Below are 16694 nucleotides of genomic sequence, written 5' to 3'. Positions count from 1 at the left end.
GCCCTGATCTACCGGAAGGCACCAACACAGAACGAAGCGGATTTCATCCCGCCGCAACAAAACCGGGGCGGGGCTCAGATCCGTACCCGCAGGTAGTAGAAGCGGGTCGTCTGTGCCGCGTTCTGGTTGTCGTCGCTGACCAGGAGCACCTTCAGGCGGCCCTTGGAGTACCCGGTGATCGCCATTCCCTCGATGTTGTCGAGGAGGGGGTTCGGCTGGGGCTGCTTGGCGGTCGCTCCCAGTGACGGGCAGTTCACGATGTCCGTGAGGAGGGTTTTCCTGATCAGCCGTACGCCGTCCTGGCCCGTGAGGTTCTCGATGCCGCTGGTGTCCGTCGCGTGGCGCGGGTCGGCCAGGTAGAGGCGGACCGTGTTGCCGACGCCGGAGGTGAAGCCGCGCTCCAGGACGAGCAGGCGGCCGTCGGGGGTCGCCTGCACCTCCGGGACACCGAGCCCGGAGTCGAGCGGGTACGCGTACTGGGCGGCGAGGCGGAAGTGGTCGCCCTTGGTCCGGGTCCAGGTCTGGAAGCGGACGATGGTCGTGGAGTCGCCGGAGATCGCGTTCTCCATCGACGCCAGCAGGGTGTGACCGCCGGGCAGAAGGGTCAGGCCCTCGAAGGTCTGGTTGGACGTGGCGCGTCCGGCGGGGGCGACCAGGAGCGAGGACGGGACCGGGAGGCGGTCCAGGATCCTGCCGTCCACGCTGTAGCGGCGGATCGACGGCTCGGTCTCCGAGGTGATGAGGCGGGTCCCGTCGCGGTCGATGACCAGACCCTCGCTGTCCAGCGCGGCGCCCTTCTCGTCGGCGAGCCGGACGACGGACTTCGGCTGCAGGGTCTTCGCGTCCAGGCCGAAGAGGGACGAGCGGTCCTCCAGGGCGGCGATGGAGCCGTCCCGGTCCACGGCGAGCGCGGAGAAGTTGCCGACGAAGGTCCCGTCGTACGTCGTCTTGTCGAGCGCGTCGGAGAAGCGGTCGATGGAGACGGACGGGGAACAGGCGTTGGCCGCCCCGGAGTCGGGGGTGGCCGCGGCGGGCCCGGCGGCGGTGAGGCTGGTGGCCGCCGCCAGGGCCGCGGTGGCGGTCGCTATTACGGTTCTCAGGCGCATGGGCGTCACCGTAGGACGGGACGGTGACGCACGGGAGACCGACGCGTGAAGCGTCAACTCGCGGCGAGATCCTTGTGAATGACCTTTGCGACGCCCTGAATGGTCGTGATGCCGTAGTTCATGGTGCTGTTGCCCCAGGTGAGCACCGTGATCATGTAGTCATGGCCGCCGCCGTTGAAGGTGCCGACGCTGTGCACCCGCCAGCCGTGCGTGGAGCGCTGCAGCCAGCCGTTCTTGACGTGCCAGGAGACCCCGGACGGGACACCGTACGGCGTGCCCCAGCGCTGGGAGGAGATGACCTGGCCCATCAACTTCAGGATGTACGCACGGGAGTTGTCGCTCAGCACCGAGTTCTTGGCGGTGATCAGCTTGAGCAGCTTCTGCTCGTCGGTGACGTTGATCTGGGTCAGGCCCCAGTAGCCGTTCGCGCCGGGGACGGTCTTCGTCATGCCGGCGGCGCTCAGGAAACCCTTGATCTTCGTCAGGCCCAGCTGCTTCCAGAGCTTGCTGGTCGCGGTGTTGTCCGACTTGGTGATCATGGCCTTGGCGAGCGAGGCCTCGGTGTCGGTCAGGTAGCGGTTGTGCTTCTTCGCGTCCCACAGGAGCGTGGCGAGCACGGTGACCTTCACGACGCTCGCCGAGTCGTACGAGGACGAGGCCCGCAGCGAGCAGGTGGTGTTCGTGGAGCGGTCGTAGAGGCCGACCGCGATGGTGCCCTTGCGGTTCACGAGGGCGGCGGTGATGTCCTTCTGGAGCTTGGTGGCCAGGGCGGCCTTGGACGACGTACAGCTGACCGTCGGTGTCGTGGCGGCCGCGGCGGGCGCGGCGGCGGCCACGGCGGGTATGAGCACGCCGAGTCCGACGGCTCCTGTGACGAGCGCTCTGGCACGTCTGGTCGATATTCCGGAATTCCCGTGAGTCATGCCCCTGTTGACTCACAGGTTCGACCGAAAGGTTGTACGCCACTCCGGACCCGTTGGGCAAAGGCTGTACAAGGCGTTACCGCACCCTTTGCCAATTCACAGGCAGGAGCCAGGTTCGCCACAGCGCGCACTCACTCCCCGTTTGCACGATGCGCTCGTGACATCTGCCACCGATCCACTCCCCCACACCCAGACCGTGTCCGCCGACTGGCCGCCGCCGGCTCCCCCCGCGGCGCCCCCGGACAAGGCACCGCGCTGGTCGCTGCCCGCCCTGATCGCGATCCTGGTCCTGGCGGCGGTCCTGTACGGCTGGAACCTGTCCGGCAACAGCCTCAACAGCTTCTACAGCGCGGCCGTCTACAGCGGCACGAAGAGCTGGAAGGCGTGGTTCTTCGGCTCGCTGGACGCCGGGAACTTCATCACCGTCGACAAGCCGCCGTTCGCGCTCATGATCATGGGCCTGTCCTGCCGGGTCTTCGGCTTCGGCACCTGGCAGATGATGCTGCCCGAGATCGGGGCCGCGCTCGGCACCATCTGGATCCTGCACTCCTCCGTGAAGCGGTACTTCGGGCATGTGGCGGCCGCCGTCGCGGCGCTGGTCCTCGCGCTGACGCCGATCACGGTCGCCATCAACCGCGACAACAACCCCGACACGATCCTGGTGCTGCTGATGGTCGCCGGTGCGGCCCTCGCGCTCCGGTCCGTGCGCAACGACAAGCTGCTGCCGCTGATCGGCTCCGCTGTCTGCTTCGGGCTCGCCTTCAACACCAAGATGCTGCAGGGGTACATCGCCCTGCCGGCCGTGTTCGCCGTGTACGTGTACGCGTCGAAGCTGGGCTGGAAGAAGAAGGTCGTCAACCTGGCCCTGGCGGCCGTGGCGTTGGCGGTCTCCAGCTTCTGGTGGGCGACGGCGGTGTCCCTGGTCCCTGCCGACGACCGGCCGTACATCGGCGGTTCGACGGACGGGTCGGCCTGGAACCTGATCATGGGCTACAACGGCCTGGGCCGGGTCCTCGGCGGCGAGGGCAACGGCGGAGGCGGCGGTGGCGGGGGCGGCACCTTCGCCGGTACGGCGGGCATCGGCCGTATGTTCAACGACATCCTCGGCGGCCAGATCTCCTGGCTGATCCCGTTCGCGTTCGTCGCGCTCGTCGCCGGCCTGGTGCTGTGCGGCCGCGCCCCGCGCACCGACGCCACGCGCGCCGCTCTCGTGCTGTGGGGCGGCTGGCTGGTGCTGCACTACCTGACCTTCGCGATGGCCGAGGGCACGATGCACCCGTACTACACGACCGCGCTCGCCCCCGGCATCGCGGCGCTGACCGGTGCGGGCGGCGTCATGATGTGGCGCGCCTTCCGCAGCGGTGACGCGCGCTGGTCGTGGGTGCTGCCGGCGGGTCTGGCCGTCACCGGCATCTGGGCGATCGTGCTGCTGCGGCGGGCGACCGGCTGGAACACCTGGCTGTGGCCGGTCGTCGGCGTGGTGATGGTCGCGGCGATCGTGGGCCTGTTCGTCTTCCGGTCCGCGGGCTCCGGTACGCGACTGAGGCTTCTCGGCGCGTCCGTAGTCGCGGCGATCGTGGCGGCCCTCGCCGGTCCCACGGCGTACGCGGCCTCGCCGGCCTTCTCCTCCTCCGGCGGCGGCATGATGGGCGGCACCAATCCGACCGCGGGCCCGTCCACCGGCGGCGGCATGGGCGGTCCCGGTGGCGGCCGGGGCGGCATGGGCGGCGGCAACGGCGGTCCCGGTGGGCAGATGCCCGGCGGTACGCAGCAGGGCGGCCAGGCGAACGGGGAGCTGCCGGGCGGCGGGCAGGGCCAGATGACGCCGGGCGGCGGCAACGGTGAGCTTCCGCAGGGCGGTGGCGCGCCGAGCGGTGCGCCCAGCGGCCAACAGGGCGGCGCGAACGGGGAGTTCCCCGGTGGCGGCGCTTCGTCCGGCGGCGAGATGGGCGGCACGGCTCCGGATGGCAACGGCGGCGGTCGCGGCGGCTTCGGTGGCGGTGGCATGGGCGGCGGTGGCGGCATGGGCGGTGCCGACAGCCAGCTCATCTCCTACCTGGAGAAGCACCAGGACGGCGCCAAGTGGCTGATCGCGGTGTCCAACTCGCAGAGCGCCGGCCAGCTGATCCTCAGCAGCGGCAAGCCCGTCATCTCCATGTGGGGCTTCACCAGCTCCGACAAGGCGATGACCCTCGCCAAGCTCAAGGAACTGGTGAAGAAGGGCGAGTTGCACTACATCCAGCTCGGCGGCGGCATGGGCGGCGGGATGGGTGGGGGCAACAGCCTCAACTCGGAGATCACCGCCTGGGTGCAGAAGCACGGTACGGCGGTGAAGGAGAGCGCGTACAACAAGAACGCGACGTCGGAGTCGAACTCCTCGAACTCCTCGGGGTCGTCGGGGTCGTCGAGCACCTCGACGATCTACCGCCTGGACGCGTCGGACGTCAGCTGACGCACACCGGCACCGAGCGGCCCCCGACCACGTGGTCGGGGGCCGCTTTTAACATCCCGTTAACTGACATGACCTCATGTCCATGTCACCCTCCCTGTTGCCGCCTTCATTCAACCCGCGTAGATGGGACCCCCACATGCCGGCGACACGTATACGCCGTTGGAAGTCCGTGGCCCTGGCCACCTCCGCCGTCCTGGTCGGCCTCACCGCCCCGGCGCTGACCGCGGCTCCGGCCGCCGCCACGACGACCGACTACGACTCGACGTACTACAAGAACGCGATCGGCAAGACGGGCTCGAGCCTGAAGTCGTCCCTCCACACGATCATCAGCAGCCAGACCAAGATCTCGTACTCCGCGGTCTGGAACGCGCTGAAGGTCACCGACCAGGACCCGAACAACAGCAGCAACGTGATCCTGCTGTACAGCGGTGTCTCGCGCAGCAAGTCCCTCAACGGCGGCGACACCGGCGACTGGAACCGCGAGCACGTGTGGGCCAAGTCCCACGGCGACTTCGGCGAGGTGACCGGTCCCGGCACCGACCTGCACCACCTGCGTCCCGCCGACGTGACGGTCAACAGCATCCGCGGCAACAAGGACTTCGACAACGGCGGCAGCACCGTCAGCAGCGGGGGCGGCAGCCTCACCGACTCCGACTCCTTCGAGCCGCGCGACGCGGACAAGGGCGACGTGGCCCGCATGATCCTCTACATGGCCGTGCGCTACGAGGGCGACGACGGCTTCGCCGACCTGGAGCCCAACGAGAAGGTCAACAACGGCAGCAACCCGTACATCGGCAAGCTCTCGGTCCTCAAGGAGTGGAACGACGAGGACCCGCCGAGCGCCTTCGAGGAAAACCGCAACGACGTCATCTACAACACGTACCAGCACAACCGGAACCCGTTCATCGACCACCCGGAGTGGGTGGACGCGATCTGGTAGACCGAGTCCGCTGAGCCGCGTACCGCTCGCCTGCGGCATGCCACCAGGCGGGCGGTACCGGGTCGCGCACGGCGGAGGTCGGCTGGTCGGGATGCAGACCGAGCTGCCACAGGGCGGCAGCCCTCACCCGGACGGAGAACCACCCCCGCCAACGCCCGGTGTCCGCATCCGGGCCGCAGGCGAGTCCGAAGCACAGGTCGTCCTGCTCGAACGGCATCCAGTCGATGCCGCGCTCCCGCAGCCAACCGAGCAGCTCCCGCGTCGGGTTCCGGCGCCCTGGCAGGTTCTCGACACTCAGTACCTGCACCCACTCGGCCTGTTCCGCCCGCTCCGTCGCCCTCAGTCGATCCACGAGGCGGGCAAACCGGTCGGAATCGCTGGGCCGGGTCACTGAATCACCTTCTCTCAGCCGGTGTTTCGGGCGTCTGACGTGCCCCCGGCCGGGTCAGGAGGAGAGATCCCGCTGCTCCCTGATCCTGCGCAGGCGTTCCGCGAGAGGTACCTGTCCCGGGGGCCTCAGGATGAACTTGCGCTTCCGCTCGTCGAAGGCGTCCAGGTAGCAGGACACGCGGTCGCCCACCTGGTAGTTGTCGTCATCCTCGATGTAGAGGACGTCGATGAGGCCCACGTACGACAGCCCCAGGTCCACGATGACGCCCCAGCGGAAGACCGCCACTGCCTCGCCTTCGACGAGGTGGCCCATGAGACGCAGGTCGGCCTCGTTCACTTCGGCGTCGGTCATTCGCCCAGCGTCCTCCCGCGTCTCGAACCGGGGGCCGGCCGGTTGCTCCGGCACCCCGGCTCCGGACTCCTCAGGCTCTCAGCCCTCGTCGTCCTCCATATACCAACCGCGCTCGACCATGCGCCGGTTCAGTTGCTCCACCTGCTGAGCAGACGGTTTCCGGATGGACAGGGCCGCTGCCGCCTGGTTGCGCACCACGTGCCGGTCGAGGCCGAAAGCCGCCTCCACCACCACGCCGAGGTTCCGCTCGGACAACAGGGCGGAGAGGATCACGAGCAACGGCCCGTAGTCCGCGTCGTCCTGTCGGATGCCGGAGGGGAACACCAGCCGGAGCCGGTCGACGACTTCCGCGAGATACGGCGGGAGCTCCATCAGTCCCCCCGGCCTATGTCCGCCAGTCCCACTCCGGTTCGCCCTCCATACGGCGCACGAACTCGGAGAACTCGATGAGTTCTCCGTAGTTCGTGTCCACCACTCCCGTCCGGTCGCGGATGAGCATGCCGAGAAGGACTTTCGCCGCCTCGGCGTTCTCGTACTCCACGAGGACCGCGTACGGATCCGACGCCACTCGTGCGACCTCCTCGAGTTCCTCCGGCTCGAAGTCCTCGATCACGCGCCCGGACAGCGCGAAACCGTAGGTGTTCCCACCGAGTTCGAGAAGGTCGAAGAACGGATCCGGTCGTTCCACCAGGCCCAGTGCCCGGATGTCCGACAGGAACCGCTCGCGTTCGGAACCGGGCACCAGCAGGACGAGGGTGGGGCGGCTCAAGGTGGGATCCCTTCGAGGCGTCGGATGGTGGACACAGCCCTCGTGGGGCCGAGGCCCTCCCTCATTCCTGGAAGGGCCTCGGTCTTCATCGGCACTACTCGAGGCGCACGATGTCCTCGGGCAGCGCGTAGCGGTAGCCGCCGGTCAGCACGTCGTGCTCGAAGACGAGGACGTATTCCCGGTCCTCGTCCAGCCCGCATCGGTCGCACGGCTCCTGGTAACCGATGACCTCCACCAGCTCCTGGCCCGGGGTTCCCTTGTCGTTGCCTCCCCACCTCATGCGCTCACCGATGCCGTAGGTGTCCAACTCGGCGTTGCCGAAGTGGAACTGAAGCGTCATGGCCCCCTCGTTGCCGCACTGGGGACACGGATGCAGCCGCGGCACGACGGCCAGGTTGTACAGACCCACTAGTACCTCTCGTTCGGATAGCCGAGACGCTCGATCTTCTTGTAGAACTGCTGGTCGTTGGTCATCAGTGGTATCCCGTCCTGCATGGCCGAGTCGAGAACCTCCGCGTCACCCGGTTTGACCTTCATCGGATTCTTCTTGGTTCCGAAGGAAGCCACCGTGTCCTGGATGTTCTTCACGCCTTCCGAGGTGTGAGCCGGTCCGATACGGCCGCCCCGCTCGCCCAGCCACTGCATCACCTCGGCGTGCGGGATCGACTTGATCTCGGAAAGGGCCATCGGCGAGATCACCGGAGCCCGGCCGGCGAGTGCCGCATCGACGCCGGCCTTCTGACCCTGCTTCAGCGCACTGATCACGACGTTGGTGTCCACGGCCACCTCCGCCTTCTTGATCTTCTTCGTGCCCGCGCCGGTGTCCGCCTTGGTGGCGTCACCCGAGTCGGACTTCTTCTCCGCGCCGTCACCCTTCTTGCCCCCGGACTCCCCCTTCTTGGCGCCGGGAGCGTCCTTGGCCTTGGCCGGGGGCGCGGGCTCCGGCTTCGGCTTGGGCTTCGGGGTGGCCGGCGGTGTGACGTTGTCGACGGTCTTGGTGGCGTCCTTGACCTTGTCCGCGGCCTTCACGGTGTCAGTGGCGGTGTCGACCGCGTCGACCGCCTTGTTGACGTACTTCGCGCCCTTGGCCGCGCTCGCGCCATAGCCCACGATCGGAATCGCGGAGGCGTAGGACAGACCCGCGTCGATGTAGTTGCCCTCGGCCGTGTACCACAGGCCGTTGAGCAGGTCGGCGGGCTCTCCGAAGCCGGGCACCAGGCCCGCGACGTCCAGCACGCCGTGGCCGATCGGGCTGATCCACGACTCGCCCCACCACAGACCGGTCGGGTCGGGGAAGGACAACGGGTTGTTACGGCCGTAGGCGTAGGCGTTCAGATGCTGCGGATCGGAGATATCGAGGAGCGGGTCCACCGACACGAAGCGGCCACCCACCGGGTCGTACTCACGGGCGCCGAGATGGATCAGGCCCGTCGTCGCATCCGCGGTGCCACCGACGAACGCCTTGTCGCCCGGCCATGCACCCGCAGCCGGCTTGGTACCGCGCACCTCCCCGAAGGGCAGCGTGCGTCGCTGGGTCATTGCCGAGTCGGAGGCTCTGACGGCCAGTTCGGCGGTGCCGTTCTGACCGCCGATCAGCCAGGTGACACCCGCCGCCGTACGCACCGCGACACGCTGGCCGCCATGGGAGTAGTAGCGGGTCCCCGCGAGTGCGTTCTTCGCGGTGTCGAGCCGGATCTCCTGAGCGCCGAGGTAGAGGGTGACGGCGCCCTTCTCCCTGCGGAGGAGCCGGTCGCCGTTCGCGTCGTAGACGAATGACGTCCGGTCGGCTTCGGCGAGCGCGCCGTTGACGTACGGCGTGACTGCCGTGAGGCGGTCCTCGTCGTCCCAGTCGAGCTTCTGGTCGATACCGGGCGAGAACGCCGTCGCCTGTTTGGTGCGACGCGTGGTGTTTCCCACCTCGTCGTACTCGTAGGACTGGGTGGCCTTGTCCTGAGAACCGGAGGCAACCGTCTCGGCGGACTTCAGGGCATGGGAGTGTGTCCCGCCCGTGCCGCCCGGGGTGTACGACGTGGTCTGCGTGACGGCGGCCGCGCCCGTGGTGCCCGTCGCATGACGGGTCTCACCAGTCCGGTTGCCCGCATCGTCGTAGTCGTAGGAGTGCCAGTACGGTGCCGGACCGCCGACCGTCGCCTCCCCGGCGCTCGCGGCGCAGGTGGTCGCAGTCTGCGTCCACGCCTCGGTCATCCGGCGCAGGTAGTCGTACGTGAAACACTGGACGTCCGCCGTCTTTCCTTCCGGCGTGTCCGCGATCTTCTTGATGTTGCCAGCAGCGTCGTACCCGTAGGCGATGTCCGAGTCCGGGGTCTTGACGACCTCCCGGTCGATGCGAGCACGCTCCAGGCGCCGTGTGCCCTCTTCGTAGGTGTTGGTCAGCCAGGTGTACTTGTCGGAGCTGGCGGTTCCGAGAGTGAGCTGGAGGACTTCGCCGTAGTTGGAGTAGCGGGTCTCGCGGGCATAGTCGGTTGTATCGCCGAGGGTGAAGGACGGCAGGCCGGTGGCTGAGTAGCCGGTGGTGACGGTCTCCGCGGGCAGGTCACCGGCGGCCGGCAGGTCGACGTCGGCGATCGAGCCGTCCGGCTTGTAGGAGCCGGTGGTGGTGTAGGTACCGGCCAGCTTTCCCTCGGCTGCAGGAATGGTCACCGACGTCTTGGTCGGCCGCCCTGCCGCGTCGTATGCGTCGACCGACGAGGTGTAGCCGTTGCCGCCCACCCACTTGGTGGCGGAGGCCAGTCGCCCCTTGCCGTTGGGGACGGTGGCGCTGTCGTACTCCCAGGTCGTCAGCTTGGTGTCCCCGCTGTAGAGCGAGCGCTGGCGGCCGAGCTTGTCGTAGTTGTAGGAGAGGGTGATACCCCGGTCGTTCCCGACCGTCTTGAGCTGGTCGAGGTCGTTGTACGTCAGGTGGGAGGTGCCGGAGTCCGGGTCCACGGCCAGGGTCTGGCGACCGCGCACGTCGTACTCGTACGACCAGACGTTGCCCGCCTCGTCCTTCACCTCCGTCATGCGGCCGGCCCGGTCGTACGCGTAGCGCGTGGCGTCCGCGTCACCGCTGGGTGAGTCCGCTTTGAACTGCAGGAACCTGGTGGTCTGTCCCTGGGCGTTGGTGTACGTCGCGGTCGCTGTGTCGCCGGCCGGCGGATCGACCGTGGTGTGGTCGCCGTGGTAGGTGACCTTCGTGCGTGACTTCTCGGCACCGGCCACCCTGAGGATCGCGTCCGTGGGCCGCCCCGCCCCGTCATACACCGTCTCCGTCTCCCGAGGCGTCCCCTCAGAAGCATCCGCCACACCCACGAAGGTCGTACCGACCGCGGCCGAGTTGTAGAACGGCCCGATCTCCTTGACGGCGAGGCCGCGGGAGTCGTACTCGGTGGTGGTGACGACGCGGCCTGAGTTGGCGGCCGGGGTCTGGGTCTGGCGTTGGCGCAGCAGGCCGTCGCTCAGCTGGTGGCTGGTGGCCACCGAGCCGTTCGGGAGGAGGGACTTGGTGGTGGTGACGACCGGCCCGTTGTTGCGGACCAGGTAGCCGTACTCCAGGCTCGGCGTGTCCGAGGCCTTCGCGCGGCCCGGGAGCCAGACCTTCAGCAGGCGGCCGAGGGCGTCGTACTCCAGGTCGGTGCGCTGCTTGTTGGCGTCGACGGTGGCGGTGACCAGGCCCCAGCGGGGGTCCACCGTGGAGGTGGTGGAATTGCCCGCCGGGTCCGTGACCTTCATGCCCGTCACCGGGCCGCCGGTCGTCGGCGAGTACGTCGTCCTCGTCGCGTTGCCCTGCTGGTCGGCGGACTCGGTCACCCGGCCGTGGGTGTCGTACTTCGCGGTCGAGGTGGTGACGTACTGGGGTGTGCCGTCCGCCGCGTAGCCCTTGACCTTCTCGCTGCGGACCACGTCGCCCTTGGTGGGTGTGGTGCCGTAGGTGTCGGGGTCGTCGTACCAGGTGCGGACGTCGGAGATCGCCTCGCCCTTGTAACTCGGCGCCCCTTCATCGCAGTTGACCGGCACGACCGTCACGCGCTTCAGCAGCGTCAGCAGGTTCGCGCCCGTGTTGCGGTTGTACGTGTTCGTGGTGCAGGTGTCGTCGTCCGGGTCGGACAGGTCGCCCGAGTCCGAGGAGCGCTCCAGCATGCCGTGCGAGTCGTAGAAGTGCTCGATCGCGGCCCGGCGGACCTTGCCGTCGTCCAGGGCGGTGCGGGTCTTCGTCGACTTGACCGCCGCGTACGTCGCCTCGTCCGCACCCTCCGTCGCCGTCGCGGCCGACTTCCAGGGGGTGCTGACCGTCCCGGAGATCTCCGCGCCGCCCTCGAAGGTGCGCTGCTCCAGCTGGAAGCCCTGGTGGCGGGCGTCGTCGCGGACCTTGGTGCCGTCCGAGGCGGTGACCGTCACGTCCTTGGTGCCGCCGGACTCCTTCTCGCGGTCGCCGTCCACGCCCTGGAGGAAGGTGGTCTCCGTGCGCAGCTGCCTGCTGTCCGCGTCACCCGTGCGCACGGTCACCTTGCGGAAGCCGCGCCACTGGTTCCAGGTCTTCTTCTTCGTCTTGACGAGCTCGCTGTCGTCGAAGGCCCAGGCCGCGCCCGAATAGTCGTACGACGTCACCTTGTTGGGGCCGGTGATCGTGACCTCGTCCTCGATCACCGTGTCGACGACGAACTTGTGGAACCAGTCCTCCTTCTCCCCGACCGTCCCCTCCTTCGACCAGAAGGACGGCATGCAGCGCTTGGTGTTGGTCTCCGGGGTGGGGAGGCTCGACGGAGTGCACTCGGTCGGCTTGTAGTTGACCGAGATCGTGCCGCCCGTCTCCGACTGGATCGCGCGGATGCGCCACTTGTACATGGGCAGGCGGTCGTCGGCGCCCGTGTCCACGCGGTTGGCGTCCTGGCGCTCGTAGAAGGTGACCTTCGGGAGCTTGCCCGCACCGTCCTTGCCGGAGTGCGTGACCGACTCCAGCCACATGGCCGGGGAGTGGGTGGTGTCGGCGCTCTGGTACTTGTGCGCCAGGTCCCACACGTCGACGTCCGTGTACGTCTTGCCGTCGGAGCCCAGGACCTGGGTGGTGACCTTCGACAGGCGCTTGCGGCTGAAGAAGGTCGGGGACCACTGGTCCTTGCACTCGGTGTCCGAGGTGCAGATCTGCTCGAACGGCACGTCCGGCCAGCGGGTGGCGGTGGACTCCTTCAGGTCGCCGGGCTCGCAGTCGGCGGCCGCGCCGGTGCAGCGCTCGGCGGTGGTGAAGACGACCTGCGAGGGGGCGGCGGTGGAGTTCTCCTTGCCCTCCTGCTCGCCGTACTCGACCCGCTTGAGGTAGCCGCCGCGGTCGTAGGAGACCACCTTGTCGCCGCGGACGGTGTCGTACTTGTTGGTCTCGGTGCCGTAGTAGTACGTCATCGAGTTGCCGTGCACGTCGACGACGTAGTCGAGGTTCCAGCGCCAGGTCTGCTGGCAGCGGGACTCCTTGAAGGTGTCCTTGTGGCAGGGCTCGTCCTTGTCGTCGCCGAAGACCGGGACCTCCCAGGAGGAGCCGGTGTTCTCGGTGTCGGCGGCCTCGGACTCCCGCTTGCCCTTGCCGAAGTAGTAGCGGGTGCCGTCGGTGGTGGTGACGACCCAGTACTCCTTGTTGTCGTCCGAGTTGAAGCCGCCGGTCTTCCGCTCGATCGTCGTGCCGTCGTCCTGCTTCAGACGCCACTCGTTCGCCGACTTCTTGACCAACTCCCCTGCCCGGCCACCGAAGTTCATGGTGGCGTTGTCGGAGTGCCAGCACAGGTCGTACTTCTGCGAACCGGCCTCGTCGTGGCCGTCGTCCGTGCAGGAGCGGTACGCGCGCTCGATGTAGCCGGCGCTGAGGTCGAAGCCCTCGCCGGCCCAGGAGGTCTGGTTGTTGCTGGAGGCCGTACGGCCGTCCGTGGACGCCGAGTTGTAGGCCAGGCCCAGCTGCGGCGACGGGCCGGCGATCGCGGGCGGCACCCGCAACGGATACTGCCAGGTGAACGCGCCGGTCTGGGCCGCCACTTGCCACGACGCCGACGGGGCGAGGGAGGTGGCGGTGTAGGAGCCGGAGCCGCCGGAGGGGGCCGCGGAGACGGCGAGCAGCGGGGCCTTGGCACCGACGGCCGCGGGCACGTCCGCGGTGAGCCTCTGCGCCCGGACGTCGTTGTCCGTGGCGAGCGGGGTGACCGTCTGGCAGGCGGCCGCCTTCGGCGTGGTCAGCGCGCAGGCGGGCAGCTGGACCAGCCGCAGGCGCTGCGCCCAGTCGCCGCCGTAGGCCTGGGCGAAGGAGGCGTAGTCGACCTGAAGGGAGACCTTGCCGGACGCGGTCGACTTGGTGTTACGGCCGTCCGCGCGCGTGACCTTCAGGAGGAGGCCGTCGATGCCGGCCTTGCGGGCGGCTGCGTGACCGAGGAGGTCGACCTTGGCGCGGGACGGCGAAGTGTCCTTGGCCGAGCGGGACTTGGGGGCGGCGAGGCGGACGGGCAGGCCGCCCGCGCGGATGCCGCTGCGCGCTCCGGTGCCGTCCAGGTCGACGGTGGCGCTGCCCGGCTTCGGCCAGGTTGCCTTCAGGACGCGTGAACTGCCGTATCCCGCAAGGTGCTTCAACGGGGTGGCCTGGCCGCCCTCCTCCACCACGGGGGTGGAGGGCACGTCCTGGGTCTTGGGTCGGCGCTGCTCGCGGGCGTCGTCGTCGCCGAGTGCGGGGGCCGCCTGGAGCAGGGTCAGGGTCAGGGCCGCGGACACCGCCGCGGCCAGATGTTTCGCCCACTTATGGGCGTGATGTCTCCGTGTCGAGCGCATGCGCGCTCCCCTCCCGTGTGATGTGGGGTGCCCGGGCGCCGGAGGATTTCCGGCGCCCGGACGAAGCGGCTGTGGTCAGGAGCCCCTAGTCGTTCGCCAGCCGGTAGATCTCCGTACCGGAGAGCAGGCCGGGTACGAGGCGTACGTCGTCGATGTCGCCGGCGAAGAAGTCGCGCCATGTGCCGTCGTACTGGGCGCGGCCGATGTTCAGGCCCTTGGCGGCGTTCCAGACGCCGGTGACGGGCGCGCTGCCCTGCTCCTCGCCGTCGACGTAGAGCGTGAACTTCCGGGCCGCCGGGTCGTACGTGCCCGCCAGGTGGGTCCACTTGCCGACGGTCGCCGGCCGCTCGCTGGTCGCCATGGCGCGGACGATGTCGGAGCCGTCCTTGTCGGCGATGTGGCGGCCGAAGATCCAGCGCTTGTAGGCGGTCGAGTAGTAGAGGTTGAGGCCGTTGCCGTTGGTGCCGGCCTGGCTGATCACCGAGATGTTGTCGGCGAGCGAGGTCGGCCGCACCCACGCCGACACCGTGAACGCCTGCCCGGTGTGGACGGCGGACGCGGCCGTGGCGTAGTCGCTCGTGCCGTTGAAGCGCAGGGCCTTGTCGGTGGCCTCGGTGGCGTAGTGGTTGCCCGCGACCCAGTCGGCGCCCTTGACCGTCAGGTCGCGGTCGTGGCCGGAGGTGTCGGGGGCGGTGGTGCCGGTGGTCTGGTCGAGGCCGTAGACGGCGGCGGCGCAGGTGTCGGCGAGGGCGTCGGGGCAGGCGCGGTCGGCGGTGAAGATGTACTTCTCCAGCGGGCCGCGGTTGCCGGCCTGGTCGACGCTGCGGACGTAGAGCACGTTCGGGCCGAAGGTCGAGGTCGGCACCTCGATGGTGGCGTCACCGCCCAGGCTCGCCGGGGTGGCCTTGCGGCCGGGGGTGTCGCTGCCGAGGTCCCACTCGTAGAACTCGACGTCGTTCTTGAAGACCGGGTCGGAGTTGCCGTTCGCGGAGACAGTGAAGTGCCGCTTCGCGCCCACCGGGAGGTCGGCCTCGCCGTCCGCCGGTTTCACCAGCGGCTTGGTGTCGGGCGCCTTCACGTCCACCACGAACTCGCACCAGTCGGACCAGTCCGAGAAGCCGGAGTCCTTCAGCTTGCCGGTGGAGCCGTCGTAGAGCTGGGCGTGCCACTTGTAGCCGTGGCCGTGGGCGAGTTCCTTGATGGGGATGTTCTTCTCGAAGACGCCCTCGTTCTGCGGACCGTCCTTGCCCTCGTAGACCATGGGCCGGCCGTCGACCTGGTCCCAGACCCGGAAGGTGGCGGTGAGGTTCTGGCCGGTGCCGTCGCTGTAGGAGTCGGCGTCGGTGCCGTTGACCGCCATGGTCGGGGTGTCGTCACGGATCCACGGGCGCTTGGTGTTGTCCGTGGTGCAGGTCTTCTCCTCCGGGTTGGTCAGCCGCTCGCTGTACGGCTTGCCCGGGGTGGTGTTGTACGTGACGACGAGCTTGGCGTTGTCGCCGCGGAACCGCTTCCAGGAGTTGGCGTCGTCCTCGTCGGCGGCCCGCAGCGAGAAGGCGATCGGGTCCTCGGCCCTGGCCTTCTTGCGGACGGTGGCGGTGAGGTTCTCGTTGCTCTCGTCGGCGTTGTCCTGGAAGTCGACCCAGCTGGCCGGGGCGTCGGGGCTGCAGCTGTCGCCGCGGCCGTAGGCCACCGTGCGGTCGACCATCAGGTCGCCGTCCTTGGGCTTGTTGTTCCAGTTGGTGGCGGAGTCGACACCGCCCTCGCTCACCGCGTGCAGGTTGACGGTGCTCTTCTGGCAGGAGAAGGAGAAGGTCTCGTAGACCTCGAAGACCGCCTTGGAGATGGTGCGGTTCTTCCAGCCGCCGGTGGAGAACTGGAAGTACATCCGGTTGGTGTACGGCGACGAGCTGCACACGTAGTACGTGCCGCCGATCGACTTGTACGAGCAGTGGCCGACGCCCTCGTCCTTCTTGAACTTGTGGAACTCCGTGCCCGGGTGGGCGCTGGAGACGTACAGCCACTCGCTCTTGGACATGCCGGCCTCCGGGTCGAGGTAGACCGGGAAGTCGGTGTCGACGGCGGTCAGCACGGTGCGGTCGGGCTCGACGGTGACGGCGGACGCGGAGACGTCCAGGCCCATGTCGGCGACCTTGGCCGCGGCGTCGGGTGCGGCCTCCGCGGGGGCGCCGGAGCCGGTGGCCGGCACGGCGTCGGCCGGGACCTCCTCGGCGGTGGTGGCGGAGTCCCACATCTTGGGCGCCTGGCCGCCGAAGAGCCGCTCGCCGGAGGCGTCCACGGCCAGCAGTCCGCCGGTCGGCCCGGTGGTCAGGTCGAGGCCCTCGGACCGTACGGGCAGGCTCAGTTGGGCCAGGTCCGGGTTGCGGGCGGCCTCGGGTGTCTTCACCTTCAGGACGTACGAGTATCCGGTGACCGAGGCGCTCGCCAGCAGGTCGACCCCGGGCAGCACCTCGCGGTACTCGGCGGTGTCGCCGTCCAGGACGGGCTCGGGCAGCGGCTTCGGCCAGCGCAGGGTGAAGGACTTGCCGTCCTCGCCCAGGGTGATCAGGTCGGACGAGCCGCCCCCGGCGAAGGCCAGGTCGACGACCGCGGCCTTCGGGCCGACGGTGCCGTCGGGCCGCCGTTCGAGCGTGGCGTCGGCCTTGTCCCAGCTGCCGTCGGGGCGTTGCACCCGCTGCGGCTGGACGCTGGTCTCGCTGGTGAAACTGCCGTCCGGGTTGGCGTAGACGAGTTCGTCCTCGGTACGGCGCTGAACGATCTCCACCGGTTCCCCGGTGTCGGCGGCCAGCGCGAACGCGGCCGCTTCGGTCGAGGCCGGCGCGCTGTCCGCGGCGCCGGCCGGACTGGTGACGGCGGGCAGTGCACCCAGGACGACGGCGCCGCCGAGCAGCACGCCGAGCGTCCGGGCAGCACGAAGCCGCCGGAACCAAGGGTTGGTCATGCCCTTGT

At 68.9% G+C, this 16694-nt stretch carries 11 protein-coding genes; 2 read left to right on the top strand and 9 right to left on the bottom strand.

Features of this window, described 5'->3' with window-relative positions:
* Positions 1-74: 74 nt before the first annotated feature.
* Positions 75-1106, bottom strand: a complete 1032-nt coding sequence (locus ACFY1L_RS45920) for an esterase-like activity of phytase family protein (protein WP_388839439.1) — start codon at positions 1104-1106, stop codon at positions 75-77.
* A 53-nt stretch (positions 1107-1159) separates the two neighbouring features.
* Positions 1160-2029 carry a serine hydrolase gene (locus tag ACFY1L_RS45915; RefSeq protein WP_388839437.1) on the bottom strand — a complete coding sequence of 290 codons (870 nt, stop codon included), beginning with the start codon at positions 2027-2029 and terminating at the stop codon, positions 1160-1162.
* Between the two features lie 157 nt (positions 2030-2186).
* Between ACFY1L_RS45915 and ACFY1L_RS45910 the strand changes: the two genes are divergently transcribed.
* Positions 2187-4481: a glycosyltransferase family 39 protein gene (locus ACFY1L_RS45910; RefSeq protein WP_388839434.1), complete on the top strand. Its 2295-nt coding sequence runs from the start codon at positions 2187-2189 to the stop codon at positions 4479-4481.
* A 136-nt stretch (positions 4482-4617) separates the two neighbouring features.
* Positions 4618-5421 carry an endonuclease I family protein gene (locus ACFY1L_RS45905; protein WP_388839432.1) on the top strand — a complete coding sequence of 268 codons (804 nt, stop codon included), beginning with the start codon at positions 4618-4620 and terminating at the stop codon, positions 5419-5421.
* Here the strand turns inward: ACFY1L_RS45905 and ACFY1L_RS45900 are convergent.
* From ACFY1L_RS45900 to ACFY1L_RS45870, 7 genes are all read right to left on the bottom strand, one after another.
* Entirely contained in the window at positions 5384-5773 is a 390-nt protein-coding gene (locus ACFY1L_RS45900) for a hypothetical protein (RefSeq protein ID WP_388839430.1), read from the bottom strand. The two genes, ACFY1L_RS45905 and ACFY1L_RS45900, sit on opposite strands and share 38 nt — an antisense overlap.
* Before the next feature lie 93 nt (positions 5774-5866).
* The gene (locus ACFY1L_RS45895) at positions 5867-6163 is read right to left on the bottom strand and encodes a hypothetical protein (RefSeq protein WP_388839427.1); all 297 of its coding nucleotides are present in this window, start codon (positions 6161-6163) and stop codon (positions 5867-5869) included.
* A gap of 78 nt (positions 6164-6241) precedes the next feature.
* Positions 6242-6535: a hypothetical protein gene (locus ACFY1L_RS45890; RefSeq protein WP_388839425.1), complete on the bottom strand. Its 294-nt coding sequence runs from the start codon at positions 6533-6535 to the stop codon at positions 6242-6244.
* Positions 6536-6548: 13 nt separating this feature from the next.
* The gene (locus ACFY1L_RS45885) at positions 6549-6932 is read right to left on the bottom strand and encodes a hypothetical protein (protein ID WP_388839422.1); all 384 of its coding nucleotides are present in this window, start codon (positions 6930-6932) and stop codon (positions 6549-6551) included.
* A gap of 94 nt (positions 6933-7026) precedes the next feature.
* Positions 7027-7272 carry a hypothetical protein gene (locus tag ACFY1L_RS45880; protein WP_388839419.1) on the bottom strand — a complete coding sequence of 82 codons (246 nt, stop codon included), beginning with the start codon at positions 7270-7272 and terminating at the stop codon, positions 7027-7029.
* A 68-nt stretch (positions 7273-7340) separates the two neighbouring features.
* Complete coding sequence (locus ACFY1L_RS45875; RefSeq protein WP_388839416.1) at positions 7341-13727, bottom strand: RHS repeat-associated core domain-containing protein; 6387 nt, start codon at positions 13725-13727, stop codon at positions 7341-7343.
* 85 nt (positions 13728-13812) lie between these two features.
* Positions 13813-16686, bottom strand: coding sequence for a LamG-like jellyroll fold domain-containing protein (locus ACFY1L_RS45870; protein WP_388839413.1), 2874 nt, complete (start codon positions 16684-16686; stop codon positions 13813-13815).
* Between the last annotated feature and the right edge of the window lie 8 nt (positions 16687-16694).

The sequence above is a fragment of the Streptomyces sp. NPDC001663 genome (assembly GCF_042893105.1).
GTDB lineage: Bacteria > Actinomycetota > Actinomycetes > Streptomycetales > Streptomycetaceae > Streptomyces.
This window is presented reverse-complemented; position numbering and strand designations above follow the sequence as displayed.